Here is a 25,130-nt window from a genome sequence, read left to right on the forward strand (position 1 = left end):
GCTCACGGTCCCTCGGACGGGTGATTGAGGGGGCGTTCGCCTGCCGTCGGCCGGATTCGTTCACCACGCTCGTACGGGGTTCACGACTCGGCCTTGCGGTGCACCCGCGCGACCCAGTCCGCCGGTTTGGCGATCTCCGCCTTGGTGGGGAGGGTGTTGGGGGAGGTCCACACGCGGTTGAAGCCGTCCATGCCGACCTGGCCGACGACGGCCCGTACGAAGCGTTCGCCGTCCCGGTACTGCCTGAGCTTGGCGTCCAGGCCGAGCAGTTTGCGCAGGGCGAGGTCGAGCCGGGAGGCGCCCTTGGCCCGTCGTTGCTGGAACTTCTCGCGGATCTCGGAGACGGTCGGTACGACGTCGGGTCCGACGCCGTCCATGACGAAGTCGGCGTGGCCCTCCAGCAGTGACATGACGGCGGTGAGGCGGCCGAGGATCTCGCGCTGGGCGGGGGTCTGCACCAGTTCCACGAAGGAGCGTCCGCCGTCGTCCTCCTCGGCCTCGGGGCGGCCGCCGGCGAGGGACTGCGCGGCTTCCCGGACGCGTTCCAGGACGGTCATCGGGTCGACGTCGGTCTCCGACAAGAACGACTGGATTTCGCCCTCCAGGTGGTCCCGCAGCCAGGGCACGGCGGTGAACTGCGTGCGGTGCGTCTCCTCGTGCAGGCAGACCCACAGCCGGAAGTCGTGGGGCTCCACGTCGAGTTCGCGCTCCACGTGGACGATGTTCGGCGCGACGAGCAGCAGGCGGCCGCCGCCGGCCGGTGCGTCCGGGGGGCCGCCGGCGGGGAGGTCGCGGGTGGCGGGGGCGAAGGTCTCGTACTGGCCGAGGACGCGGGAGGACAGGAAGGACAGGAGCATGCCGAGTTCGACGCCGGTGACCTTGCCGCCGACGGCGCCGAGGACGGCGCTGCCGGGGTTGCCGGTGCGGCGCTCCTGCATCTTCTCCAGGAGCGGCTTGAGGATCTCGCGGAAGCCGGCGACGTTCGCGCGGACCCAGCCGGGGCGGTCGACGACGAGGACGGGGGTGTCGTGGATGTCCTCGGTGGCCATACGAGTGAAGCCCCGGACGTGTTCCTCCGAGGCCTTGGCGTGTTTGCGCAGCTCCGCGACGACGGCCCTCGCCTCGTCGCGGCTGACTTCGGGGCCCGGTCGTACGAGCCGTGTCGCGGTCGCCACCGCGAGGTTCCAGTCGACCATCCCGGGCGAGGCAGTGCCACCGAAGCCAGTCATGGTCCCAACCGTACGTGAGCGTTCCCACTTGGGGCAGGCGGTGGGGCTTGCAGCCCGGCTACTCCGACCGGGTGGGCAAGCTCGGGCGGCGCTGCCCCGGCACCCGGCGCCGCAGGCCGTGCCCACCCTCCCCCATCGCCCTGCGGAACGCCTGCCCACGGCGGGAACGGGACCGGGGCCGCGTCACCCGGGGACGCGCCCCGCAGGGGCGCGGGGAGCTGCGCGAGCGGCCACGACGGTGGGGAGCCAGGGCGCGGTGCAGCCGGGGCATCCCCGAGCGGCACCACTCTCAGCGGAGCGCTTTGCAGCCGCAGGCGGACAGCGCAGTGACCGTCGTGTCGAGGGCGGACTGCGCCGCGTCGGCGTTCGTGGTGTGGGAGGCGAGGAAGGCGAAGGCGAGGAGGCGGCCGTCGGCGTCGACGACCGTGCCGGCGAGGGTGTTGACGCCGGTGAGGGTGCCGGTCTTGGCGCGGACGAGCCCCGCCGCGCCCTCGGTCTCGCGGCCCGCCATCGTGCCGGTGAAGCCGGCGATGGGCAGGCCGGTGAGGATGGGCCGCAGTTCGGGGTGGGCGGGGTCGGCGGCCTTGACGAGGACGGCCGTGAGGAGGTCGGCGGTGACCTTGTCGTCCCGGTTCAGCCCGCTGCCGTCGTGGAACGAGGCTCCGGCCAGCGGCAGCCCCAGCTTCCTCAGCTGGGCGGCGATCGCGCGGGCACCGCCGTCGAAGCTGCCCGGTTCGCTGGTGGCGAGGGCGGTCTGCCGGGCGAGGGTCTCGGCGATGTCGTTGTCGCTGTTGGTCAGCATGCGCTCGACCAGGGCGGACAGCGGCGGCGAGGAGACGGTCGCGAGGGTCTCGGCGCGGGTGGTCGCCTTGGAGGGCCCGGGGGACGAGGTCCTGACGCCGGCGTCGTTCAGGAAGGCCGCGAACGCGCGCGTGGCGTCCGCCGCGGGGTCGGCGACCCGGGTGACGGGGCCGTGGGTGGAGTCGTCGGTGCGGCCCTCGTCGGCGGCCAGGGCGGTGACGGGCGCGAGGTTGACGTTCACGCCGATGGGGTGCAGGGCGGGGCCGGTGAAGAGCGTGGTGTCGTACGACAGCGTGACCTGGTGGATGCCGCGCTCGCGCAGCGCCTTCGCGGTGTCGGCGGCCAGGGTGCGCAGCGAGGCCCAGCCCTGGGCGTCCCGGTGCGCGGTCAGCGTGGGGTCGCCGCCGCCGACGAGCACCAGTTCCCCGGTGTCGGGTTCGAGCGCGGCCCGGGTGGTGAAGCGGTGGTCGGGGCCGAGCGCGGACAGGGCCGCGGTGGCGGTGGCCAGCTTGGTGGTGGAGGCGGGCGTGCTGGGCCGGTCGGCGTCGACGCCGTAGAGCCGCTTGCCGGTGGCCACGTCGACGACGACCGCCGCGTGGCCGCCGCTGAGCGCGGGGGCGCCCAGGAGGGGCCCCAGGACGCTCGCCAGGGCGTCCGGGCCGGGCGGGGCCTCCTTGGTCGTCACGGTGGTCCCGGCGGCCCCCAGACCGGTCAGTACGGGCGGGGCGCTCGGGGCGGGCCTGGGCGCCCCCGCGGCCGTACCGGCGCCGTGATCTGCGCCACCTGACCGCTCCAGGGCGACCGCCCGGTCCCGCTCGGCCGTACGCTGGCCGTTGGCGTCCCAGGGACCTGCCACGGTCACCACACCGGCGGCCAGCGCCAGTCCGGCGGTGGCGGCACCGGCGGTGAACTGCCAGGTCCGGACCGTCCTGACGGTCCGCGAGCCGGGGAGGTGCGCACGCGTGGACCGTACGGCCCTCGCCAGCCGCGCGACCCGCGGCCTCGCGGCGGTCGCGGCGCGCGCCAGACGTGGTCGAACGGCGTTCGCGATCCGCACCACCTGCGGTCTCGCGTCTCGTCCAGGCCCCTGCTCTGGCACGACCACCAGCCCCTTTCGCGATCACACACCTGCGTGAGGGACACTTAACCACCAGAACTATGTGTTGATCATGGAGGAGCCACCGGTGGAGTTCGACGTCACGATCGAGATCCCGAAGGGTTCGCGGAACAAGTACGAGGTGGACCACGAGACCGGTCGGATCCGCCTGGACCGTCGCCTCTTCACCTCGACCGCCTACCCGACCGACTACGGATTTGTCGAGAACACCCTCGGCGAGGACGGCGACCCGCTGGACGCGCTGGTCATCCTGGACGAGCCGACCTTCCCGGGCTGCCTGATCAAGTGCCGCGCGATCGGCATGTTCCGGATGACGGACGAGGCCGGCGGCGACGACAAGCTGCTGTGCGTCCCGGCGACCGACCCGCGCGTGGAGCACCTGCGGGACATCCACCACGTGTCGGAGTTCGACCGCCTGGAGATCCAGCACTTCTTCGAGGTCTACAAGGATCTGGAGCCCGGCAAGTCGGTCGAGGGCGCCAACTGGGTGGGCCGCACCGAGGCCGAGATCGAGATCGAGCGGTCGTACAAGCGCTTCAAGGAGACGGGCGGTCACTGACCAGCCGTCTCCCGCGGGCCGCACGCGCACGCGTGCGGCCCGTTCGCGTGCGGGTACGCATACTGAAGGCCGACGATCGGTTCGTTCAGGGAGCAAGGCACGGTGACGGAGGCGGAGGACAGGAAGCCGCGGTCGGACGAGGCGCGGACCACGTACGACCCGGAGATCACCTCCGAGTTCGCCCTCCCCGAGGGGATGGTGGCCCCCAGGGCCGGCGGTGAGTCCGAGACGACGTCGGAGTTCGCCGTCCCGCAGGGCCTGGCGTCGCCGCAGCAGGCAGGGGCCGAGCCGGAGGGGTCGGCGTTCAGCACCCCGCGCACCTACAGCGCCAAGGACGCCCCGCCCGCGTTCACACCGGCCGCCGGGGTGCCGCTGGTCAGCCTCGTCAAGGACGCCCCCTGGCAGGACCGGATGCGCACGATGCTGCGCATGCCGGTGACCGAGCGGCCGGCGCCGGAACCGGTGCAGCGGGTCGAGGAGGAGGGCCCCGCCGTCCCGCGCGTGCTCGACCTGACCCTGCGTATCGGGGAGCTGCTGCTGGCGGGCGGGGAGAACGCCGAGGACGTGGAGGCCGCGATGTTCGCGGTGTGCCGGTCCTACGGCCTCGACCGCTGCGAGCCGAACGTCACGTTCACCCTGCTGTCGATCTCCCACCAGCCGTCCCTGGTCGAGGACCCGGTGACGGCGTCCCGCACGGTACGGCGCCGGGGCACGGACTACACGCGGCTCGCGGCCGTGTTCCGGCTGGTGGACGACCTCACCGACCCCGAGGCGCACATCTCGCTGGAGGAGGCGTACCGGCGTCTTGCCGAGATCCGCCGCAACCGGCACCCGTACCCCGGCTGGGCGCTCACCGCGAGCGCCGGGCTGCTGGCGGGCGCGGCCTCCGTCCTCGTCGGCGGCGACCTGCTGGTGTTCGTGGCGGCGGCGGTCGGCGCGATGCTCGGCGACCGGCTGGCCTGGCTCTGCGCCGGGCGCGGGCTGCCCGAGTTCTACCAGTTCACGGTGGCCGCGATGCCGCCCGCGGCGATCGGTGTGGCGCTCACGGTCGCGCACGTCGACGTGAAGGCGTCCGCGGTGATCACCGGTGGTCTGTTCGCGCTGCTGCCGGGGCGGGCGCTGGTGGCGGGCGTGCAGGACGGGCTGACCGGCTTCTACATCACCGCGTCCGCACGCCTGCTGGAGGTCATGTACTTCTTCGTCGGCATCGTGGTGGGCGTGCTGGTCGTCCTGTACTTCGGCGTGAAGGTGGGCGCCAAGCTCAATCCGGACGCGGCGCTGAACATGCCCGAGCGGCCGCTGGTGCAGATCGCCGCGTCGATGCTGCTGTCGCTGACGTTCGCGGTGCTGTTGCAGCAGGAACGGTCCACCGTGCTGGCGGTCACCCTGAACGGGGGGATCGCGTGGTCGGTCTACGGCGCGATGCGCTACGCCGGCGACATCTCGCCGGTGGCGTCCACCGCCGTGGCCGCGGGGCTGGTGGGGCTGTTCGGGCAGCTGCTGTCCCGGTACCGGTTCGCGTCGGCGCTGCCGTACACGACGGCGGCGATCGGGCCGCTGCTGCCTGGGTCGGCGACCTATTTCGGGCTGTTGTCGATGGCGCAGAACCATGTCGACAAGGGGTTGGTGTCCTTGGCCAAGGCCGCGTCCTTGGCGATGGCCATCGCCATTGGGGTCAACCTGGGGTCGGAGATCTCGCGGCTGACGTTGCGGGTCGGCTCCGCCGGGAAGCGGCGGGCTGCTAAGCGGACCCGGGGTTTTTAAACGCCGGTCAGCTCGGGGGGGGCTCGCCGTAGGCGGGTGCGGGTGCGTTGTGGTTGTTCGCGCAGTTCCCCGCGCCCCTAAGGGGCGCGGTATTCGCCCTGGTTGTAGTCGTAGCCGTACTGCTGTTGCTGCGGGTACTGCTGGTCGCCGTAGTACTGGTTGTCGTAGTTCTGGTTCCAGTACTGGTCCTGCTGTTGCTGGTACGGCTGGTCGTACTGCGGTTCCGGGTCGATGCGGCGGAGCCGGGTCGTGGCGTCGTCCATCATCGGGGCCGGGGGCTGCTGGTGAACCGGAGCCGGGGGCGGGGGCGGGGGCGGGGTCTTCTTGTTCTTGGAGCGGGCTCGGAGGAACTCGATGGCGATCGGGACGACCGAGACGAGGACGATCAGGATGAGGATCGCCTCGATGTTGTTCTTGACGAACGTGATGTTGCCCAGCCAGGAGCCGAGCAGGGTGACGCCCGCGCCCCAGAGGGTGCCGCCGATGATGTTGAAGGTGAGGAAGGAGCGGTACCGCATGCCGCTGACGCCGGCGATGATCGGCGTGAAGGTGCGGACGATGGGCACGAAGCGGGCGAGGACCAGGGACTTCGGGCCGTACTTCTCGAAGAACTCGTGCGCCTTGACGACGTTCTCCTGCTTGAACAGCCGCGAGTCGGGCCGGTTGAACAGGGACGGGCCGACCTTCTTGCCGAACATGTAGCCCGCCTGGTCGCCGAGGATCGCGGCGAGGCAGATCAGGACGATCGCGGCCCACAGCGGGAAGTCCAGCTGACCGGACGTGATCAGCAGACCGCAGGTGAACAGGAGCGAGTCGCCGGGCAGGAAGAAGCCGATGAGCAGGCCGGACTCGGCGAAGACGACGATCAGCAGGCCCCAGATGCCGTACGTGTCGAGCAGGTGGTTGGGATCCATCCAGCTCGGGCCTAGGGCGAGTGTCATCACGGGTCCGGGCTCCTGGGGGTGCTGGGGAGATGAGGGCGGCTACGGCGGCTGACGCGCGGCGGAGCGCCGCACAAAGCTACAACGCCCGGTGACCGCCCCGGGTTCCACCGCTGTCTCCAGGATGCACTGTGCGCCGACTCGGTCAAAGCTGTGGGCATGGGACTCGATGACTACGGCGGCGGCCAGGGGCCCCAGCCGGACGTGCTGGTCGTGACGACGAACGACGTGCCCGGACACCGGGTGGAACAGGTGATCGGCGAGGTCTTCGGCCTCACCGTGCGCTCGCGGCATCTCGGCAGCCAGATCGGCGCCGGGCTGAAGTCGATGATCGGCGGCGAGCTGAAGGGCCTCACGAAGACGCTCGTGGAGACCCGCAACCAGGCCATGGAGCGCCTGGTGGAGCAGGCACGCGCGCGTGGGGCCAACGGTGTGCTGGCGTTCCGGTTCGACGTGACCGAGGCGGCGGACGTCGGGACCGAGGTGTGCGCGTACGGCACCGCCGTGGTCCTGGCCCGGGAGTGAGCCCCCGGGCCAGGGCGTGAGGACATCAGCGCTTCAAGGCGTCAGGCGGTCATGACGTGTGGCGGTCGGCGTTGGCCAGGATCGCGTCGCGCAGGTGCTCGGCGACGCCGGCGCCCATCGCGTCGTAGAACGCCTTGAAACGCTCGTCGGAGACGTACATCTCGCCGAAGCACCGGTGCATCTCGTAGGGGACCTCGAAGAAGTACCCGCTGATGTGCTGCCGGTGTTCCTCGGCGAGGTCCATGGCGGCCTCGCCGGACGGGCGCTCGCCGGTGGCGACGAGGGCCGCGTAGCGCCGGCCCCAGTCGTCGACCTCGGCCTGGATGCGCTTCCAGTCCTCCTTGGTGTACGTGGCGGCCCGGCGCTGCGACTCGGCGTACGCCTCGGTGTCGCCCCAGCGTGCCTCCGCCTCCTCGCGGTACTGCTCGGGGTCCTTGTCCCCGAACACCTCGAACCGCTCCTCGGGTGTGAGGTCGATGCCCATCTTGCGTGCCTCCATGGCGTGTTCCACGGCCGTGGCCATCTTCTGCAGCTTCTCGATCCGGGCCGTCAGCAGTTCGTGCTGGCGGCGCAGGTGGGCGCGCGGGTCCACCGCCGGGTCGTCGAGCAGGGCCGCGACCTCGTCGAGGGGGAAGCCGAGCTCCCGGTAGAACAGGACCTGCTGGAGCCGGTCGAGGTCGGTGTCGGTGTAGCGCCGGTGCCCCGCGTGGGTGCGTTCGCCGGGCACGAGCAGGCCGATCTCGTCGTAGTGGTGCAGGGTGCGCACCGTGACTCCGGCGAACCCCGCGACCTGTCCCACGGAGTAGCTCACTGTCCGCTCCTCGTCGTCGCTGTCGTCGGTACGCCTCCACGGTGCCGCCTCACGCGGCGTGAGGTGCAAGCCCGGACGCCGTCCGGGATGTTGTGGGCGTTTTGTCCGTTTATGGTGAGCCCGTGGCTCAGGACTCCGCGCGGCAGGCGCCCCCGAACGCCGAGGCGGCCCCCGCGCGGGTGCTGCTGTCACTCGTCCTGCCCGCCGCCGCCGTGGGCGTGGTCGCGAGCCTGGTGTTCGTCGGGGTGAGCGATGCCGCCGAACAGCTCCAGCACGTGCTGTGGGGGCCGCTGCCGGACGCGCTGGGGGTGGGCCGCTACTCGGTGCTGTGGATGTTCGTGATGCTCGTCGGGACGGGGGTCGCGGTCGGGCTGGTCGTCTGGCTGGTGCCGGGGCACGCCGGGCCCGACCCGGCGACCCTGGGGCTGAACGCGCCGGTCCTGCCGCCGGCGGTGCTGCCCGGGCTGGTGGTGGCGGTCGGGCTGATGCTCGCCGGCGGGCCGAGCCTGGGCCCCGAGAACCCGATCATCGCCGTGAACGTGGGCCTCGCGGCCTGGCTCGGCGCGTCCCTGCTGCCCCGGGTGCCGGGCGCCCTGTGGCCGGTGCTGGCGGAGGCGGCGACGATCGGCGCGCTGTTCGGGACGCCGGTGGCGGCGGCGCTGGTGATCTCCGAGGCGCTCGCGGGACGGCCGATGCGGGGGCAGCTGTGGGACAGCCTGTTCGCGCCTCTGACGGCCGCCGCGTTCGGGGCACTGACGACCACGCTGGTCTCCAAGGCGAGCTTCGACCTGGGGCTGCCGTCCTTCGGGCGGCCCACGTGGGGCGATCTGCCGGCCGCCATCGTCATCGCCTCGGCGGCGGCCCTGCTCGGGATGGCCGCCGTACGCCTGCTGCCGTACGTCCACGCGGCCTTCCAGCGGCTGCGCCACCCGATGCTGATGCTTCCGGCCGGCGGGGTCGTGCTGGGTGCTCTGGGGGCGCTGGGAGGGCATCTGACGCTGTTCAAGGGGCTGGCGGAGGTCGGGGAGCTGGCCCATGACCCCGAGGGCTGGTCCGCCGGCCGGCTGGCCACGATGGCCGTGGTGAAGCTGGCCGCCCTGCTGGTCGCCGCGTCCTGCGGCTTCCGCGGCGGGCGGATCTTCCCGGCCGTGTTCGTCGGCACCGCCCTCGGGCTGTGCGCGCACGCCCTGGTTCCGGCCGTCCACCCCGCGCTGGGCGTGGCGACGGCCGTTCTGGGCATGTTGTTGGCGATCACCCGGCAGGGCTGGGTGAGCCTGTTCGTGGCCGCCGTGCTGGTGGCCTCGCCGACGGTCCTCGCCCTGCTGTGCGTGGCGTCGCTGCCGGCCTGGCTGCTGGTGACGGGGCGGCCGCAGATGCAGTTGCGGGCCGACGGCAGCCCGGTCCGCTGATCCGTCCGGCCCCTCGACCCCGTCAGACCTACCCGACTCATCCGGCCCATCCGATTCGTTCGACTCGCTTTCTGGAGGCGTGTTCATGGCATTGCACAAGGGTCCCGAGAAGCACGACGAGCGGTCGATGTCGGTCAACCCGTTCTTCGGGCAGGCCAACCCGGTCGGCGGAATGACCGAGGCCCCGCCCACGCACCGGCTTCCCGACGCCCCGCTGCCGCCGTCGACGGCGGCCCAGCTGGTCCATGACGAGCTGATGCTGGACGGCAACTCGCGGCTGAACCTGGCCACCTTCGTCACCACCTGGATGGAGCCGGAGGCCGGGGCGCTCATGGCGGAGTGCCGGGACAAGAACATGATCGACAAGGACGAGTACCCGCGCACCGCCGAGCTGGAGCGGCGCTGTGTGGCGATGCTCGCCGACCTGTGGAACGCACCGGACCCCTCGGCCGCCGTGGGCTGCTCCACCACCGGGTCGAGCGAGGCGTGCATGCTGGCCGGGATGGCGCTGAAGCGGCGCTGGGCGCAGAAGAACGCCGACCGGTACCCGGGCGCCCGCCCGAACCTGGTGATGGGCGTCAACGTGCAGGTCTGCTGGGAGAAGTTCTGCAACTTCTGGGAGGTGGAGGCGCGCCAGGTGCCCATGGAGGGCGACCGCTTCCACCTAGACCCGCAGGCGGCGGCCGAGCTGTGCGACGAGAACACCATCGGGGTCGTCGGCATCCTCGGCTCCACCTTCGACGGTTCGTACGAGCCGGTCGCCGACCTGTGCGCGGCCCTGGACGCCCTGGAGGAACGGACCGGCCTGGACGTCCCGGTGCACGTCGACGGGGCGTCCGGCGCCATGATCGCGCCGTTCCTCGACGAGGACCTGGTGTGGGACTTCCGCCTCCCGCGCGTGGCGTCGATCAACACTTCGGGGCACAAGTACGGGCTGGTGTACCCGGGCGTCGGCTGGGCGCTGTGGCGGGACAAGGAGGCGCTGCCCGAGGAGCTGGTGTTCCGGGTCAACTACCTGGGCGGCGACATGCCGACGTTCGCGCTGAACTTCTCCCGGCCCGGCGCCCAGGTCGTCGCGCAGTACTACACGTTCCTGCGGCTGGGCCGCGAGGGCTACCGCGCGGTGCAGCAGTCGACGCGTGACGTGGCGCGCCGCCTCGCCGACCGGATCGAGGCGCTCGGCGACTTCCGGCTGCTGACCCGGGGCGACGAGCTGCCCGTGTTCGCGTTCACCACCGCCGAGGGCGTGACGTCGTACGACGTGTTCGACGTCTCCCGGCGGCTGCGGGAGCGGGGCTGGCTGGTGCCGGCGTACACCTTCCCGGCGAACCGGGAGGACCTGTCCGTGCTGCGGGTCGTCTGCCGCAACGGCTTCTCCCACGACCTCGCCGACCTGTTCCTGGACGACATGACCCGTCTGCTGCCGGAGCTGCGCCGCCAGTCCGGCCCGTCGACCCGCGACAAGGGCGAGGCCACCGGTTTCCACCACTGAGGGAATGAGCCACCGCGACGCCGGCTCCGCGCCCGGCGGCGCCCCTCAGCGGTCGTCGCCGGGGTGCCGCTCCCCCGTCGCGTACGGGTTCTCGGCGCCCTCGGCGAGGACGCCGACGAACGGCTCGCCCTCCCCGGCGAACGTGTACGCGCCCGCCTCCAGGCGGCCGATGAGGCCCTGGGTCCAGGCGGCGTCGGTGTCGGCGCGGTGGACCCACAGGTTCATGATCTCGCCGATGTGACCGAGCCGGTCGGGGCCGTCGTCGGGGACGTAGTGCTCGGTGGCGGTGGCCCGCCAGCGCTCGATGCGGCGGACGCGCTCGCGGAGCAGGTCGAGTGCCTCCGCGCGGGGCAGGTCGACGAGGAAGCCGAGGGCTGCGGACTGGATGTCGATCTTCTGGTCGTAGGTGACGAGGGACGCGCGCAGCAGCCGCAGGAACTCCTCGGTGCCCCGGCCGGTGATCTCGTACTCCACGCGCGGGGGGCCGCCGGCCGTGGACGGGGCGCTCTCGTGCGCGTGCAGCAGGCCCTGCTTGGCCATCTGCTTCAGGGCGTGGTACACCGAGCCGGGTTTGGCGTTGGACCACTCGTGCGCGCCCCAGTACTCCAGGTCGCCGCGCACCTGGTACCCGTGGGCCCGCCCGTGCTGGCGGACGGCCCCCAGCACGAGAAGACGGATCGCTGACATGCGCCCCAGCGTAGGGCGGGGCGCCCGGCCGTCCCGAGCCGGGCGGGCCGCCCGGCCCGGGTGATCCCGGCGGCCTTCCGGTCCAGTCCGGTCGGGATGCCGGGCGGCCTTCCGGTCCGGTCCGGGCCGCCCGTCCTACGTCGCGGAACCCCTCAGAACGGGAAGCCGCTGCGGCCGTGCTGCACGGAGATCCACTTGATGGTGGTGAAGGCGTCCACCGTGGTCTCGCCGTTGAGGCGGCCGATGCCGGAGTGCTTCTCGCCGCCGAACGGGACCAGCGGCTCGTCGTGCACGGTGCCGTCGTTGACGTGGAACATCCCGGTGTCGATGCGCTGCGCGAAGGCGACACCGCGCTCGATGTTGCCGGTGTGGACGGCGCCGCTCAGCCCGTAGGGGGTGTCGTTGACGAGGCGGACCGCCTCCTCCTCGCCATCGAAGGGCACGAGGAAGGCGACCGGGCCGAAGACCTCCTGCTGGAGCAGGGCGGAGTCGGCGGGGACGCCGGTCAGCACGCTGGGCTCGACCAGGTTGCCGGTGGTGGTGCCGTGCACCAGGGCCGTCGCTCCCTCGGCGATGGCCTGCTCTACTGTGCCCGAGACGGCGTTCGCCTGAGTGGAGTTGATCACCGGGCCGATGACGGTCTCCGGGTCGCGCGGGTCACCGACCTTGAGCGTGCGCACCTTGGCGACGAACTTCTCGGTGAACTCGTCGGCGACGGAGCGGTCCACGAGGATCCGGTTCGCGGCCATGCAGACCTGGCCCTGGTGGACGTACCGGCTGAAGACAGCCGCGTCGACCGCGTAGTCGACGTCCGCGTCGTCCAGGACCACCAGGGCGCTGTTCCCGCCCAGTTCGAGCACGGAGCGCTTGAAGTGGGAGGCGCAGACCGTGGCGACGTGCCGGCCGACCTTGTCGGAGCCGGTGAAGGAGACGACCTTGGGGACGGGGTGCTCGATGAAGGCGTCGCCTATCTCGGCTATGTCGGTGACGACGACGTTGAGCAGGCCGGCCGGCAGCCCCGCGTCTTCCAGGATCTTCGCGACCAGGGTGCCGCCGGCGATCGGGGTGTTCTGGTGCGGCTTGAGCACCACGGCATTGCCGAGGGCCAGGGCCGGGGCGACCGACTTGATCGACAGCAGGAACGGGAAGTTGAACGGGCTGATCACGCCCACGACACCCACCGGGACCCGGTAGACGCGGTTCTCCTTGCCGTCTCCCGGGGAGGGCAGGATCCGGCCCTCGGGACGCAGCGCCAGGTGGATCGACTCGCGCAGGAACTCCTTGGCGAGGTGCAGCTCGAAGCCCGCTTTGAGCCGGGTGCCGCCGAGTTCGGCGATGATGACGTCGGCGATCTCCTGCTCGCGTTCCTCGACCAGGCGCAGGGCGCGCTCGAAGACCGTACGGCGGGTGTAGGGGTTGGTCGCGGCCCATTCCTTCTGGGCGCGGGCGGCCGCCCGGTAGGCCTCGTCCACCTCACCGGTCGTGGCGATGGTGATGGAGGCCAGCTTCTCCTCGTCGTACGGGTTGAAGTCGATGATGTCCCAGGAACCGGTGCCCGGACGCCACTCACCGTCGATGTACTGCTGGGCCAGTTCGGTGAAGTAGGACGACATGTGATCCCTCAATCGGTAGCCGACACCAGATCCACGACATGTTCTGATCGCTCTGATCGTTTGTCATCGTACTTGTGATGAAAGAGAGTTGGGGATGCCTGTGGAAAGACCGGAGGCGCCTCAGGACAGTTGCAGCAGGCCGCGCAGCAGATCCCGGCTCTCGTCGGGTCCGGGGCAGTCCTGCTGCAGTTCCTTGAGGGCGTGCTCGTACTGGGCGACGTCCTCGCGCTTGTCCAGGTACAGGGCGCTGGTGAGCTGCTCCAGGTACACGACGTCGGACAGGTCCGACTCGGGGAAGCTGAGGATGGTGAAGGCGCCGGACTCGCCGGAGTGGCCGCCGAGGCTGAACGGCATGACCTGTAGCCGCACGTTGGGCCGCTCGGAGATCTCGATGAGGTGCTGGAGCTGGCCGCGCATCACCTCGCGGTCGCCGTAGGGCCGGCGCAGCGCGGCCTCGTCGAGGACGATGTGGAACTCCGGGCCGTTGTCCGCGAGGAGGTACTTCTGCCGCTCCCGGCGCAGCGTGACCCGCCGTTCGACGTCGGCGACGCTCGCGCCCTTCATGCCGCGCCGCACGACCGCGCGCGCGTAGTCCTCGGTCTGCAGCAGGCCGTGCACGAACTGCACCTCGTAGGCGCGGATCAGGGAGGCGGCGCCCTCCAGGCCGACGTAGGTGGGGAACCAGCTGGGCAGGACGTCGGAGTAACTGTGCCACCAGCCCGCCACGTTGGCCTCGCGGGCGAGAGAGAGGAGGGACTCGCGCTCCGCCCCGTCGATGATGCCGTACAGCGTCAGCAGGTCTTCGACGTCCCTGGTCTTGAAGCTCACCCGGCCCAACTCCATGCGGCTGATCTTCGACTCGGAGGCGCGGATCGAGTAGCCCGCCGCCTCGCGCGTGATGTTCCGTGCTTCACGCAGTCGCCTGAGTTGCGAGCCGAGCAGCATGCGCCGCACCACCGATCCGGGCTCTCCCGCGCTCACCTTCGCCAGCCTCCCCAACCGTCTTCAGGGGCCGCAGTCTGCCACTAAAACGCTTCGCGCAGTACTCGTCCGGTTACGGAAACGGAAAGAGGTCAGCCGTTTCCGTACAGGAAGGGACGTGCGGATGCGGTAAGAGGCCTAGAACAGTGGCGGAAAAAATGGCCAAGAAGCGGTACGGGCAGGGCCAATTCGGTCGCGTGCACGTGCATCTGCCCTTGCATCTGCTCTGCGCATCCGAAACCATGGTCCCGCGCCACCGCTGCATCGCAACGACCGCTGCATCGCAACGACCGCGAATTCCGGGAGTGCCTCGCATGGGGACGAATGGATCGACCATGCTCAAGCCGTTACGGCAGGGCCTTCCGCCGCTGGACCCCGCGGCCGTGTCCGATGCCGCCTCCTGTGCACTGCCCGCCCGCTACGAGGCGGTGGGCGAGGCCCGGCGCTTCACCAGAGCGACGCTCGACCAGTGGGACGTCGGTGACCGCTTCGACGACATCTGTCTCGTCGTCTCCGAACTCGTCACCAACGCCCTGCGCCACGCGCTGCCCACCGAGGCCGCCGCCCGAGGTGCCGAGCAGGGCTCGCACGTGCGGCTGCACCTGATGCGGTGGACCGAGCGGCTGGTCTGCGCGGTGCGCGACCCCAGCCACGACACGCCGGTCCCGCGCGATTCGGACGACTTCGCGGCCGAGTCCGGCCGGGGCCTGTTCCTCGTCGACTCCTTCAGCGACAGCTGGGGCTGGCACCCGCTCGCCGGCACGCTCAGCGGCAAGGTCGTCTGGGCCCTGTTCAGGCTGGGTCCGGCCGGGGTGAACCGCTGAGGGACCTCTCTGCGCGCACCCGGGCCCTCGCGGGTCCCGGGTCTACGCGCGTCGGCGCGTGCCCCCTGACATCGTTGCCGGAAACCAGGGCAGCCGGTCGCCGGCGGTCAGCTCGCGATCAGGTGGTCGAACTCGCCGTCCTTGACACCGAGGAGCATGGCCTCGATCTCCGCGCGGGTGTAGACGAGCGCGGGCCCGTCCGGGAAACGCGAGTTGCGTACGGCCACCTCGCCGCCGGGCAGCCGTGCGAACTCCACGCAGGAACCCTGGGAGTTGCTGTGCCGGCTCTTCTGCCAGGCCACTCCGTCCAGCTGCGTGGCAGCCATGCCGTTGTACACGTCGTACCCCCCGTACACGCTGTCAACGTCGCGGTCCACAGGTCGCTCCCGGTCGGTGCACTGGCTGATGTGGCCATGGATGCTGTGGTGAACTGTTCCGGATCATAGCCCCGTTCACGTGCAGATGCATGAGCAGATGCACGTGCACGGGGGGTGTTCCCGTGGTTACAGCTTTGACGTCCGCTTTACCGAAGCTGCTCCAGCGCCTGCCCCGGAACGGGGCGGGCATGCCCACCTCGGCTTACTACGGGTAAGACGCACGGGGGGCCGAATGTGTTCCAGCCGCGGGCCCGCCGAGTTCCGGCCGAGCGGGCGCGCGCGACCAGTGTCACCTGACGTTCCGGGTCGCTGTCCGGAAGTGACCGGGTAACGGCTGGTAACTTGCTGCGGTCCCTCCGGCCACGGGCGGCCGGCCCGCTACAGCTTGGGAGCTCGACGTGACTTCGGTGACCGCAAGGGTACGGACGGCGGCGGCGGTGGCCGCGGGGCTGGTGGGCGCCCTCGCCCTGACCGCGTGCAGCGGAAGCGACTCCGGCTCCAAGGGGGCCGGGCACGACTCCTCCTCCCCCGGCGCGGGGGCGTCCGCGTCGGCGACCGGCGGCGGGGGCTCCGGCGCTACGGCGACGGGGGCGTCCGGCAAGCTCCAGGGCAGCTGGGTCAGCACCAGCGGAGGCAAGATCGTGGCACTGGTGATCACCGGCAAGGAGGCCGGGCTCTTCGTGACCGGCGGGACCGTGTGCAGCGGCAGCGCGGGCACCGAGTCCGGGATGCAGATGATCCACCTGAAGTGCACCGACGGCAGCAAGGACCGGGTCACCGGCATGGTCGACTCGGTCGACAAGAACGGCATGAAGGTCACCTGGTCGGGCAAGACCGGCGAGGAGACGTACACCAAGGCCGAGGGCGGCAAGCTGCCTTCGGGGATGCCGACCGGCCTGTCGCAGTGACCTGAGGGTGACGCGGGTGCGGCCGTGACGTCCGTGCGGAGGTGACGTTCGCGGCCCCGGCACTCGAAGTGCGGCGGTGACGTTCGCGGCCCGGGCACTCGAAGTGGTGACTGCGGAGGGGCGCGTGACCGGGCGGTGCGCGCAGGCGACATGATGCGGGGAGACCGTCTCGACCTCGACGTCTCGACCTCGATGGGACCTGCTCATGCGCGCCATTCCGCTCACCCTCACCGCCGTCGCCGCCGCCCTGCTCCTGACCGCCTGCGACAGCGGTGGCGGCGGCAGCGCGAGCGGCAAGTCCGGCGACGCGTGCGAGATCGGCGGGGTCTCGGTGCAGGTCGGGTCGGCGAGCGTGGCCCCTGCCGCGGGCGACACCGGCGAAGTGCCGGTCAGCATCACCAACTCCAGCGCGACCTGCACCCTGGACCACTTCCCGGGCGTCACCCTGCACCAGGACGGCCTCGCCCCGAAGCTCGGCCCGCAGCAGGGCGCGAAAGCGCAGAAGCTGCGGCTGGCCAAGGGGGACTCGGCCTCGTTCACCATCACCTATGTGCGCGGCAAGGACGGCGACGCCAAGACGCTGAAGGTGAAGTCCATGAACGTCACCCTGCCGGGCACCGACGTGACCGAGAACTTCCCCTGGCGGTACGGCCCGATCGCCGGCACGAGCGGCAAGGGCGCGCCGAACGCCTCGGTGAGCGCCTTCCAGTCGGCGGGCGACTGAGCGCGGCCGGGCGGGCGCCGACGGGCCGGCCGGTGTTCCGCTGCTCAGCCGAGCCGGGGTCTGGCTCTGACCTGGGCCTCGTCCGCCGCCCGCGCGCCCTCCGTCCAGCCGGCCGCGTCGCTCACGCCGCGCAGCCGGGACGTGGTGGTCTGCGGGAACATGCGCTCGGTGCGGTCGGTGACGGCTATCGCGCGCGTGGCCAGCACCGGCAGCAGGTCCTGGGTGACCTGGCTCTCCGCGGCGGCCGTGAGCCGGTCTCCGACCCGGTGGGCGTAGGCCGCGAGGAACGACTGCCGGAAGGTCTTGGTGCGCCTGCGGCCACCGGCTCGCTGGGCCGCCTCGGCCCTGGTCATGGCGTGCGTGGCCTGCACCAGCAGGGAGGTGTACAGCAGCTCGACCACCTCCAGGTCGGCCTCGAAGCCGACCACCGTGGAGAAGCCGAGCGGTTCGTTCCACACCGCTCGGCAGTGGTTGGCGGTGGCGACCGCGTCCAGCAGCACCGCCTTGGCCTGTTCGTACGGCGCCTCGACCCCGATCCGGCACGCTCCCGGCGCGTCCGGGGAAGGGGCGCCGACGGCGAGCAGCGCCTCGTCGACGCTGTACCGGGCCATCAGTTCCTGCGCCTTGGCGCTGAGGGCCTCCGCCTCCTCCGGGTAGCCGGTCGCCTCGGCCTTGGCGAGCAGGGCGCGGATGCGGGTGAGCATGCGGGAGGCGGTGGGGCCGTGCTCGCGGCGCGGCTCCTCCAGGGGCTCCAGGGCGGGCAGGCGCAGCAGCAGCCGGTACAGCTCCAGCACGGTGGTGGCGTGCGAGAAGCGGTCGCCGCCGCGCGGGTCGGTCCCGCGCGCGGGGGCGGCGGGGAGGGCGTCGAGCTGGGCGGCCCAGCGGTGCCCGCGCGGGCGGTCGCGGCCGGCCTGGTAGCGGATGAGGCGGGCCGCCAGGACCACGTGCGTCTCGTCCAGTTCGCGCCGGACCAGCCGGACGACGTCGGCGGGCTGCCAGCCGCGCTGCCAGGCCGCCGCGAGGAACTCCTCGCCGCGCCGGGCGAGTTCGGCGTCCGCGCCGGGGTCGGCGGCGAGCAGGGAGGCGCCCGTGTCGAGTCCGGCGTCGGTGTCGTCGTAGAGGGCGCCCCGAAACGCCCGCTCGACGGTACTGGCTTCACTGGTCACGCCACCGATCGTGCCACGCCCCACTGACACCCGGCGATGCCCGTCCACACCCTGTGGGCAGCGGAAGACACGCGGGAAGCGACTGTCAACCACCAGTTGACAGTAAGGGGGGCGCAACCTACGGTTGACACATGGCGACCAATCCGAACATCACGGCATCCGTACGCCTCGACGACCTCATCGAGGCGATCAAGAAGGTTCACCCCGAACCCCTCGACCAACTCCAGGACGCGGTGATCGCCGCCGATCACCTCGGTGACGTGGCCGACCACCTGATCGGGCACTTCGTGGACCAGGCCCGCCGCTCGGGCGCGTCCTGGACCGAGATCGGCAAGAGCATGGGCGTCACCCGGCAGGCGGCGCAGAAGCGGTTCGTGGCCAAGGAGTCGGCGGACCTCGACCCCAGCCAGGGCTTCAACCGCTACACCCCACGCGCGCGGAACGTGGTCATGGCCGCGCACAACGAGGCGGTGGCCGCCCGCAACGCCGAGGGCCGCCCCGAGCACCTCGTCCTCGGCCTGCTGGCCGAACCGGAGGGCCTCGCCGCGAAGGCGATCGTCTCGCAGGGCGTCCTGCTGGACGCCGTACGCCAGGCGGCGACCGCCGCGCTTCCCCCGGCCGCGGACGACGTACCGGACCTCGTCCCGTACGGCCCCGACGCCAAGAAGGCCCTCGAACTCACCTTCCGCGAGGCACTCCGCCTCGGCCACAACTACATCGGCACCGAGCACATCCTCCTCGCCCTCCTGGAACACGAGAACGGCCACGGCGTCCTCAACGACCTCAACATCACCAAGCCCGCCACCGAGCAGTACGTCAACAGGGTCCTCGCCCTCCTCCTGGAACAGAAAAAGGCAGCGGGCGCGGCAGCGGAAGCGGCAACGGACGACCCGTCGTCCTGAAACCCGGGACGAGGGCGCAGCGGTCCGGCCCCTTCGCACCCCACCGAGGCCCAACCGGGGCGGTCCGGTCCCTTCCCAGCCGGTCCGGACCCTTCCCAGCCCACCGAGGCACAATCGGGGCGGTTCGGTCCCCTTGCAGCCGACAGTGTCGGGTGGTGGGTGGGCGAGGCGGGGTTCAGGGCGGAGCCCCTGGCGGGGTCCGGGGCGGGGTCGGGGGCGGAGCCCCGGCGAGGCGTCGAGGGGCTCGGTGTCGCAGCCGGCGACCGGGCCGGACCGCAGGTCACCCCCATTGTCAGACCCCGCTGGCACACTCGCTCCCATGGCCGACCGCTGGGCACTCGCACCGGCCGAGGACGGAGGCGCGGACGTCGCCCCCCTCGGCCCGGACGGGCTGCCCGCCGGTCCGGTGCGGCGGGAGAGCGATCTCGCCGGGGCGGTGCGGAGCCGCCCGGAGGTGACGCGCTGGGTGTGGCGGTCCACCCCCGAGGTCTACCCGCGTCTGCTCGCCACGGGGGTGCGAGTGGAGCGGTGCTACGACATCGAGGACGCCGAGACGCTCCTGCTGGGCCACGAGGGGCGGTCCGGCGAGCCGCGTTCGGCCGCCGCCGCCCTGGCCCGCCTCCGCGGTGGCCCCGTACCTCCCGATCCGCGGCAGCGCGCGGCCGATCCGGGCGCCCAGTCCCCGCTGTTCGAGCCGCGGGGCGCCCCCCTGCCGCTCGACGACCTCCTCGCCGTCTACGCCGACCAGCAGCGGCGGCACGAGAAGGCCGCCCACCCCGGCCGGATGCGGCTGCTGACCGCCGCCGAGTCGGCGGGCATGCTCATCGCCGCCGAGATGAACCGGGCCGGCCTCCCCTGGAGCGCCCACGTCCACCGCACCCTGCTGCACGACCTGCTCGGCGAGCGGTACGCGGGCGGCGGCGAACCCCGGCGCCTCGCCGACTTGGCGGACCAGGTGTCGGCCGCCTTCGGGCGCCGCGTCCGGTCCGACCTGCCCGCCGATGTGATCAAGGCGTTCGCACAGGCCGGCATCAAGGTGAGGTCGACGCGCCGCTGGGAGATCAGCGGGATCGACCACCCGGCGGTCGAACCGCTGCTGGAGTACAAGAAGCTGTACCGGATCTGGGTGGCGCACGGCTGGTCCTGGCTGCAGGACTGGGTGCGCGAGGGCCGGTTCCGCCCGGAGTTCGTCGCCGGCGGCACGGTCACCGGGCGGTGGGTCACCAACGGCGGGGGCGCATTGCAGATCCCCAAGGTGATCCGCCGCGCCGTGGTCGCCGACCCGGGCTGGCGGCTGGTCGTGGCCGACGCCGACCAGATGGAGCCCCGCGTCCTCGCCGCGATCTCCCGTGACCCCGGCCTGATGGAGGTGGCCGGCCGCGCGAGCGACCTGTACCAGTCCGTCTCCGAGCGCGCGTTCTCCGGCGACCGGGACCAAGCCAAGATCGCCGTACTCGGCGCGGTCTACGGCCAGACCTCCGGCGACGGCCTCAAGAACCTGGCCGCGCTCCGCCGCCGCTTCCCCCGCGCGGTGGCGTACGTCGACGAGGCCGCGCGGGCCGGCGAGGAGGGCCGGCTCGTGCGCACCTGGCTCGGCCGCACCTGCCCGCCGGTCGCGGGGGCGGACGAGGGCGCGGCGGAGGAGGCGGGCATCCCCGTCGGCGAGGACGACACCGACGGCCGCCCCTGGGCACCCGGCCAGTCCTCCACCGACTCCCGCGCGCGGGGCCGCTTCGCGCGGAACTTCGTCGTCCAGGGCAGCGCCGCCGACTGGGCCCTGCTGATGCTCGCCGCGCTGCGCCGGTCCTGCGCGGGCCTCGCCGCCGAGCTGGTCTTCTTCCAGCACGACGAGGTGATCGTGCACTGCCCCGCCGAGGAGGCCGACACGGTCGTCCGGGCCATCGGCGAGGCCGCCGACCTCGCCGGCCGGCTGACGTTCGGGGAGACACCGGTCCGATTCCCGTTCACGACAGCGGTGGTGGAGTGCTATGCCGACGCCAAGTGACGGCGGGGGGCCGGATGCCGGCGCACCACAGCTACGACAACGCGACTGCGGCTACGGCTACGGCTACGGCTACGGCATCGGACCCTCGGCCAGCAGTTCCCGCAGTTCGGCGGCCACCGTCTGCTCGTCGGTGCCGTCGAGCGCCGTGAGAGCCGCGCGCCAGGTGTCGTACGCCTCCGTGTGGCGCCCCTCGTCGCGCAGCAGGAGACCCGACTGGTGGCGGGCGAGACCGCCGACGTAGCGGTCGGCGCGGTCGTCCGCGCGGCGCAGCAGTTCGGCGCACTCGCTGCCCGCCCGCACGGGGTCGCCCAGCAGCCGCAGCGCCCGCACCAGGCCAAGCCGGGTCTGCGACTCACCGTGCCAGTCGCCGTGGTCGCCGAGGATCCGCAGACTCTGCTCGAAGTGTTGGGCGGCGGCGGCCGGTTCGCCGAGGGTGAGGTGGGCGTAGCCGATGTTGCAGTGCGCCGTGTGCCGCACGATGACCGCGCCGATGGTCTCCCCGATGGCCAGCGACCGCCGGTGCTGCTCGATGGCGGCGCGCGGGTCGGTGTGCTCGAAGAGGTTGCCGAGATGGCTGTGGGTGATCGCCTCGCCGTAGGGGTCGTTCAGCTGCCGGGAGTAGGTCAGGCTCTGCCGCAGCGCGTCCTCGGACTCGGCGAGCCGTCCGAGCCCGTCCAGCAGCAGTCCCCGGTTGTTCAGGCAGCGGCGGATCCAGGAGACGGTGCCGAGCCGCCGCCAGATGTCCAGGGCCTCGTCGTTGAGGGCGAGGGCCTCGCTGTGCCGGCCGGTCAGGAAGTGCAGGCCGGCGAGGTCGACGAGCGCGCACGCCTCGGCCGCCGCGTCGCCGAGCCGGCGCGCCGCCCCGAGCGCGGCCTGCCCGAGCGCCTCCATCTCCGCGAGCCGGCCACTGCGCCGTACGTACGGGAACAGCAGGCGGACCACGGTGCAGAGGTGGGCGGCGGTGGTCTCCTCGGCCGTGCCGGCGTGCCGCGCGACCAGGGTGACGATGTTCTCCAGTTCGCCGTCGGCCCAGGCGAACGCGTCCTGGTCAGACGCGAAGGACGGTACGGCCGACACGTCCGCCGCGTGCCGATTGGGCTGGGCGGCGGTGGGGCGGAGCCGGTCGTCCCGGTCGAGGCCGGGTCCGACGGCGGCGGTGAGGACGCGTTCGGCGACGGCGGCGTACCAGCGGAGGGCGGCCACGTCGGGGCCGGCGGGGGCACCGGTGTCGTCCGGGGTATGGCTGCCGCCGCCCGCCAGTTCGCGCGCGAAGTCGCGGACCAGGCCGTGGGGGACGTAGCGGCCGTACGCCGTCTCCTCCAGCAGGGCCACGTCGACGAGGCGGTCCAGCGCGGCCTCGGCACGGGGCTCGTCGGTGCCGGTGAGGCGGGCGACCAGCGGGGCGCCGTACGTCGGCAGGTCGAGCGCGCCGATGCGGGGCAGGGCGCGGGCCGCGTCCCGGTCGGTCTCGCGCTCGCTCGCGGCGAGCGCGTCGTGCGCGACGGCGAGGGACCGGCGGACGCTCAGGTCGTCGTACTCCAGGTGCCGCAGGCGTCCGCCGGTGGCGGTGAGTTGGCCGGCGAGCACGTCCGGGGTGAGCGCGCGGCGGGCCGCGAGGCGCGCGGCGACGACCCGCAGGGCGAGCGGCAGCCCGCCGGTCAGCCCGACGAGGGCGTGCGAGGCGTCGAGGCCGTCGCGTCCACTCACCGCGCGTAGCAGAGCCGCGCTGTCCTCCTCCGGCAGCGGCCCGAGCGGGAAGCGCCGGGCGCCGTCGAGTGCGGTCAGCGGCGAGCGGCTGGTGACGATCACGGCGCAGCCGGGGCCGGCCGGCAGCAGGGGCCGTACCTGGGCGGCGTTGGCCGCGTCGTCCAGCACCATGAGGGTGCGGGTGGGGGCAAGGAGGGAGCGGAGCAACGCCGTTGCCGCGTCCGGGTGTTCGGGAATGCCGCGCGGGTCCACGCCGAGGTCCCTGAGCAGGGCGGCGAGGGCCTGCGGGGCGTCGAGGGGGGTCATGCCAGGGGCCGCGCCGCGCAGATTGACGTAGAGCTGGCCGTCGGGGAAGCGGCCGCGCAGGGCGTGGGCGGCGTGCAGGGCGAGGGCGCTCTTGCCGACGCCGGCCATCCCGCTGATCACCGCGAGTTCGCCGCGCTCGGCGGTGAGGGTGTGGTGGAGGTCGGTGAGTTCGGTGGTTCGGCCGGTGAAGTTGGCGGGGGGTGGGGGGAGTTGGGCCGGGGCGGGGGCGGCTGTGCGTGCGGGGGTGCGTGGGGTCGTGGGTGCGGGCGCGGGCGCGGGTGCGGGTGCGGGTGGGTCGGGGTGCGGGCTTTGGCGGCCTTCGGCCGCATAGGGGTTCCCAGCCGCACCACCCGTGCGGGTTTCGTCGTCGGGTACCGGTGGCCCCTGTGGGGGGTCCGCGCCGTCGGCGGCCTCGGGTGTCGCTGTGGTGTGCGGCGTCCCTTCCGGCGGCGCGGGCCTGGATGCGGTGGGCGGTGCCGGTGCCGTTTCGGTTTGTGCCGTTTCGGTTTGTGCTGTTTCGGTTCGGGCTGCTTCGGTTCGGGCTGTTTCGATTGGGGCGGCCGGTTGGGTGTCCGAGGCTGTCCGGGGCTCCGGCGCCGGCGTCGGGGGCGGGGTGTCGCGGAGGATCCGCAGGTGGATGTCGCGGACCTGGGGGCCCGGTTCGATGCCGAGTTCGTCGATGAGGCGGGTCCGCAGATCACGGTGGACGGCGAGGGCCTCGGCCTGGCGGCCGGTGCGGTGCAGGGCGAGCATCAGCTGGCGGTGGTACGCCTCACGCAGCGGGTGCTCGGCGACCAGGGCCGCGAGTTCCGGGGCCAGGGCGGTCAAGCGGTCGCCGCCGAGGGCGAGTTCGGCGTCGTAGCGCCACTCCAGGGCGAGCAGTCGCGCCTCCTCCAGGCGCTGCACCAGCGCGTAGCCGCCGACACCGACGGGGACGCCGCTGAGGGGCGTTCCGCGCCACAGCGTCAGCGCCGCGGTGCAGGTCTCCACGACCCGCTCCCAGTCTCCCCGCGCGTGCGCGGCGCGCGCCTGGGCGACGCGGGCGTCGAAGACGTGCACGTCCAACTCACCGCCGTTGACGCGCAGCAGGTAGCCCGGTGCCACGGCCCTGAGCCGATCGGGGTCGTCGAGGAGCCGGCGCAGCCGGGTGACGTGGTTGTGCAGGGAGGCCTGCGCGGAGGCGGGCGGCGCGCCGCCCCACAGGGCGTCCTTGAGCGACGCGACCGACACCACCCGGCCGGCCTCCAGGAGCAGCGCGGCCAGCAGCGCGCGGACCTTGGGGCTGCCGATCACACGGACCGGCTGCTCCGACACGGTGTCGTCGGGGTCGTACGCCGTGTCGTACGCCACGTCGTGCGGCAGTCGGTCGTACCGGTCGTAGAGGACCGGTGGTCCCAGCAGCCCGAACCGCAGCTCGCACCGCCGCATCACGCCGCCTCACTGCCTTCCCGTACTTGCCTGCTCGCCGACTTTCCCCTGTGGTGCCGTCCGATCGTGCTCCGCGCCGGGCGCGTACCCGCCGTCGCATGGCGGAATTCCACCTTGCCCACAGCGGTTTCCCGCCACCTTCCCTCTGTCGGCCCGGGCCGGGATCCGTTAGGGTTCCGGCCTGCTCCCCCATGCCGCCCGGCGACTTCCGGCCAACCGTTGAGGAGCGTACGAACCAACCGTTGGCCACATGTTAGCGATCTGTTGGCGGCCCCTGATGTGATCATTCCATCGGATCAGGCCCGACGGCGCGCGCGTTTCATCGCGTAACTCGGGGGAGTGTCGCCGCAGGCCGGGTCCGGGGACGCCAAAGGACCCCGGTCGGCGGAGGTGAACGACCGGGGTCCTGTCCCGTTCTCAGTCCACGGAACCCCTTGGGGTGCCGGAACGATCAGTCGGCGGCCCACGCTCTGGCGTCCAGCACGCGCTCGTGCGCGGAGCCGGACTCCTGCCGTGCTGCCGTGAGCGCGGTCTCCGCGGCACCGGTGGCGCTCTTCCCCTCGGCCGGCGCGGACATGACCTGCCTGACGCGCTGCCGGGCGACGGCCCAGCCCTCCCAGTCCGTCTCCGCGCGCGCCAGTTCGTCCAGGACCCGGTCGGCCTCCGCGCGCAGCGACTCCACCCGCTCGCGGGCGACCCGCTCCTCGTGTTCCAGCATTTTCAACACCGGCAGCATCCAGGCACCTCCACGACACGACGTTCCACCGGCTCGGGCAAGCCTGCGGTGACCGGTACCGGTCCGGGTCGTCCGGATCGTCGTCAGGGTCGTCCGGGCGGCCCGGGACCGGTACGGG

At 72.4% G+C, this 25,130-nt stretch carries 21 protein-coding genes; 10 read left to right on the forward strand and 11 right to left on the reverse strand.

Features of this window, described 5'->3' with window-relative positions; translation table 11 throughout:
* Positions 1 to 80: 80 nt before the first annotated feature.
* A complete protein-coding gene (locus DBP14_RS14820) occupies positions 81 to 1,229 on the reverse strand; it encodes a zinc-dependent metalloprotease (RefSeq protein ID WP_129307681.1) in 1,149 nt (382 codons plus the stop codon).
* A gap of 289 nt (positions 1,230 to 1,518) precedes the next feature.
* A complete protein-coding gene (gene dacB / locus DBP14_RS14825; protein ID WP_129311869.1) occupies positions 1,519 to 3,090 on the reverse strand; it encodes a D-alanyl-D-alanine carboxypeptidase/D-alanyl-D-alanine-endopeptidase in 1,572 nt (523 codons plus the stop codon).
* Between the two features lie 124 nt (positions 3,091 to 3,214).
* Between dacB and DBP14_RS14830 the strand changes: the two genes are divergently transcribed.
* Together DBP14_RS14830 and DBP14_RS14835 are read left to right on the forward strand one after the other, a co-directional pair.
* Positions 3,215 to 3,706: an inorganic diphosphatase gene (locus DBP14_RS14830; protein ID WP_129311870.1), complete on the forward strand. Its 492-nt coding sequence runs from the start codon at positions 3,215 to 3,217 to the stop codon at positions 3,704 to 3,706.
* A 102-nt stretch (positions 3,707 to 3,808) separates the two neighbouring features.
* Entirely contained in the window at positions 3,809 to 5,470 is a 1,662-nt protein-coding gene (locus tag DBP14_RS14835; RefSeq protein WP_129307682.1) for a threonine/serine exporter family protein, read from the forward strand.
* Between the two features lie 77 nt (positions 5,471 to 5,547).
* On the opposite strand, the gene DBP14_RS14840 is transcribed toward DBP14_RS14835, so the two are convergent.
* Positions 5,548 to 6,414 carry a VTT domain-containing protein gene (locus DBP14_RS14840; RefSeq protein ID WP_129307683.1) on the reverse strand — a complete coding sequence of 289 codons (867 nt, stop codon included), beginning with the start codon at positions 6,412 to 6,414 and terminating at the stop codon, positions 5,548 to 5,550.
* 156 nt (positions 6,415 to 6,570) lie between these two features.
* Here DBP14_RS14840 and DBP14_RS14845 point away from each other — a divergent pair, with 156 nt between their 5' ends.
* A complete protein-coding gene (locus DBP14_RS14845; protein ID WP_129307684.1) occupies positions 6,571 to 6,936 on the forward strand; it encodes a YbjQ family protein in 366 nt (121 codons plus the stop codon).
* A gap of 49 nt (positions 6,937 to 6,985) precedes the next feature.
* Here DBP14_RS14845 and DBP14_RS14850 read toward each other — a convergent pair whose 3' ends face one another.
* Positions 6,986 to 7,747 (reverse strand): MerR family transcriptional regulator, encoded by a 762-nt coding sequence (locus DBP14_RS14850; RefSeq protein WP_129307685.1) that lies wholly within the window; start codon positions 7,745 to 7,747, stop codon positions 6,986 to 6,988.
* A gap of 122 nt (positions 7,748 to 7,869) precedes the next feature.
* Here DBP14_RS14850 and DBP14_RS14855 point away from each other — a divergent pair, with 122 nt between their 5' ends.
* Complete coding sequence (locus tag DBP14_RS14855; RefSeq protein ID WP_129307686.1) at positions 7,870 to 9,156, forward strand: ion channel protein; 1,287 nt, start codon at positions 7,870 to 7,872, stop codon at positions 9,154 to 9,156.
* A gap of 85 nt (positions 9,157 to 9,241) precedes the next feature.
* Positions 9,242 to 10,648, forward strand: coding sequence for a glutamate decarboxylase (locus DBP14_RS14860; RefSeq protein ID WP_129307687.1), 1,407 nt, complete (start codon positions 9,242 to 9,244; stop codon positions 10,646 to 10,648).
* A 45-nt stretch (positions 10,649 to 10,693) separates the two neighbouring features.
* Here DBP14_RS14860 and DBP14_RS14865 read toward each other — a convergent pair whose 3' ends face one another.
* From DBP14_RS14865 to DBP14_RS14875, 3 genes are all read right to left on the reverse strand, one after another.
* The gene (locus DBP14_RS14865) at positions 10,694 to 11,335 is read right to left on the reverse strand and encodes a PadR family transcriptional regulator (RefSeq protein ID WP_129307688.1); all 642 of its coding nucleotides are present in this window, start codon (positions 11,333 to 11,335) and stop codon (positions 10,694 to 10,696) included.
* A 152-nt stretch (positions 11,336 to 11,487) separates the two neighbouring features.
* Positions 11,488 to 12,948, reverse strand: a complete 1,461-nt coding sequence (locus tag DBP14_RS14870; RefSeq protein WP_129307689.1) for an aldehyde dehydrogenase family protein — start codon at positions 12,946 to 12,948, stop codon at positions 11,488 to 11,490.
* A gap of 120 nt (positions 12,949 to 13,068) precedes the next feature.
* Positions 13,069 to 13,893: a helix-turn-helix transcriptional regulator gene (locus DBP14_RS14875; RefSeq protein ID WP_129311871.1), complete on the reverse strand. Its 825-nt coding sequence runs from the start codon at positions 13,891 to 13,893 to the stop codon at positions 13,069 to 13,071.
* 371 nt (positions 13,894 to 14,264) lie between these two features.
* Here DBP14_RS14875 and DBP14_RS14880 point away from each other — a divergent pair, with 371 nt between their 5' ends.
* Positions 14,265 to 14,753, forward strand: a complete 489-nt coding sequence (locus DBP14_RS14880; RefSeq protein WP_129307690.1) for an ATP-binding protein — start codon at positions 14,265 to 14,267, stop codon at positions 14,751 to 14,753.
* Positions 14,754 to 14,860: 107 nt separating this feature from the next.
* Here the strand turns inward: DBP14_RS14880 and DBP14_RS14885 are convergent, their stop codons facing one another.
* The gene (locus tag DBP14_RS14885) at positions 14,861 to 15,079 is read right to left on the reverse strand and encodes a DUF397 domain-containing protein (RefSeq protein ID WP_048910258.1); all 219 of its coding nucleotides are present in this window, start codon (positions 15,077 to 15,079) and stop codon (positions 14,861 to 14,863) included.
* Between the two features lie 449 nt (positions 15,080 to 15,528).
* Here DBP14_RS14885 and DBP14_RS14890 point away from each other — a divergent pair, with 449 nt between their 5' ends.
* The gene (locus DBP14_RS14890) at positions 15,529 to 16,038 is read left to right on the forward strand and encodes a hypothetical protein (RefSeq protein ID WP_206739271.1); all 510 of its coding nucleotides are present in this window, start codon (positions 15,529 to 15,531) and stop codon (positions 16,036 to 16,038) included.
* Positions 16,039 to 16,243: 205 nt separating this feature from the next.
* Positions 16,244 to 16,762: a DUF4232 domain-containing protein gene (locus tag DBP14_RS14895; RefSeq protein WP_129307692.1), complete on the forward strand. Its 519-nt coding sequence runs from the start codon at positions 16,244 to 16,246 to the stop codon at positions 16,760 to 16,762.
* A 44-nt stretch (positions 16,763 to 16,806) separates the two neighbouring features.
* Here DBP14_RS14895 and DBP14_RS14900 read toward each other — a convergent pair whose 3' ends face one another.
* Complete coding sequence (locus DBP14_RS14900) at positions 16,807 to 17,928, reverse strand: DUF2786 domain-containing protein (protein ID WP_206739272.1); 1,122 nt, start codon at positions 17,926 to 17,928, stop codon at positions 16,807 to 16,809.
* Positions 17,929 to 18,059: 131 nt separating this feature from the next.
* On the opposite strand from DBP14_RS14900, the gene DBP14_RS14905 reads away from it, so the two are divergent.
* Together DBP14_RS14905 and DBP14_RS14910 are read left to right on the forward strand one after the other, a co-directional pair.
* Positions 18,060 to 18,830: a Clp protease N-terminal domain-containing protein gene (locus DBP14_RS14905; RefSeq protein ID WP_129307694.1), complete on the forward strand. Its 771-nt coding sequence runs from the start codon at positions 18,060 to 18,062 to the stop codon at positions 18,828 to 18,830.
* 319 nt (positions 18,831 to 19,149) lie between these two features.
* Complete coding sequence (locus tag DBP14_RS14910; protein WP_129307695.1) at positions 19,150 to 20,835, forward strand: bifunctional 3'-5' exonuclease/DNA polymerase; 1,686 nt, start codon at positions 19,150 to 19,152, stop codon at positions 20,833 to 20,835.
* Positions 20,836 to 20,904: 69 nt separating this feature from the next.
* Here the strand turns inward: DBP14_RS14910 and DBP14_RS14915 are convergent, their stop codons facing one another.
* Both DBP14_RS14915 and DBP14_RS14920 read right to left on the reverse strand, forming a co-directional pair.
* Positions 20,905 to 24,276 (reverse strand): AfsR/SARP family transcriptional regulator, encoded by a 3,372-nt coding sequence (locus DBP14_RS14915; RefSeq protein WP_129307696.1) that lies wholly within the window; start codon positions 24,274 to 24,276, stop codon positions 20,905 to 20,907.
* Between the two features lie 451 nt (positions 24,277 to 24,727).
* Entirely contained in the window at positions 24,728 to 25,012 is a 285-nt protein-coding gene (locus tag DBP14_RS14920) for a hypothetical protein (protein ID WP_129307697.1), read from the reverse strand.
* Positions 25,013 to 25,130 lie beyond the last annotated feature (118 nt).

Source organism: Streptomyces sp. L2 (assembly GCF_004124325.1).
GTDB lineage: Bacteria > Actinomycetota > Actinomycetes > Streptomycetales > Streptomycetaceae > Streptomyces.

What these genes read in the sequence shown, in the direction of transcription:
- DBP14_RS14865 (WP_129307688.1), bottom strand. Translation starts at nt 11,335, where the DNA reads ATGTCAGCGATCCGTCTTCTCGTGCTGGGGGCCGTCCGCCAGCACGGG.
- DBP14_RS14875 (WP_129311871.1), bottom strand. Translation starts at nt 13,893, where the DNA reads ATGCTGCTCGGCTCGCAACTCAGGCGACTGCGTGAAGCACGGAACATC.
- DBP14_RS14870 (WP_129307689.1), bottom strand. Translation starts at nt 12,948, where the DNA reads ATGTCGTCCTACTTCACCGAACTGGCCCAGCAGTACATCGACGGTGAG.
- DBP14_RS14910 (WP_129307695.1), top strand. Translation starts at nt 19,150, where the DNA reads ATGGCCGACCGCTGGGCACTCGCACCGGCCGAGGACGGAGGCGCGGAC.
- DBP14_RS14860 (WP_129307687.1), top strand. Translation starts at nt 9,242, where the DNA reads ATGGCATTGCACAAGGGTCCCGAGAAGCACGACGAGCGGTCGATGTCG.
- DBP14_RS14915 (WP_129307696.1), bottom strand. Translation starts at nt 24,276, where the DNA reads ATGCGGCGGTGCGAGCTGCGGTTCGGGCTGCTGGGACCACCGGTCCTC.
- DBP14_RS14820 (WP_129307681.1), bottom strand. Translation starts at nt 1,229, where the DNA reads ATGACTGGCTTCGGTGGCACTGCCTCGCCCGGGATGGTCGACTGGAAC.
- DBP14_RS14880 (WP_129307690.1), top strand. Translation starts at nt 14,265, where the DNA reads ATGCTCAAGCCGTTACGGCAGGGCCTTCCGCCGCTGGACCCCGCGGCC.
- DBP14_RS14845 (WP_129307684.1), top strand. Translation starts at nt 6,571, where the DNA reads ATGGGACTCGATGACTACGGCGGCGGCCAGGGGCCCCAGCCGGACGTG.
- DBP14_RS14895 (WP_129307692.1), top strand. Translation starts at nt 16,244, where the DNA reads ATGCGCGCCATTCCGCTCACCCTCACCGCCGTCGCCGCCGCCCTGCTC.
- DBP14_RS14905 (WP_129307694.1), top strand. Translation starts at nt 18,060, where the DNA reads ATGGCGACCAATCCGAACATCACGGCATCCGTACGCCTCGACGACCTC.
- DBP14_RS14920 (WP_129307697.1), bottom strand. Translation starts at nt 25,012, where the DNA reads ATGCTGCCGGTGTTGAAAATGCTGGAACACGAGGAGCGGGTCGCCCGC.
- DBP14_RS14885 (WP_048910258.1), bottom strand. Translation starts at nt 15,079, where the DNA reads ATGGCTGCCACGCAGCTGGACGGAGTGGCCTGGCAGAAGAGCCGGCAC.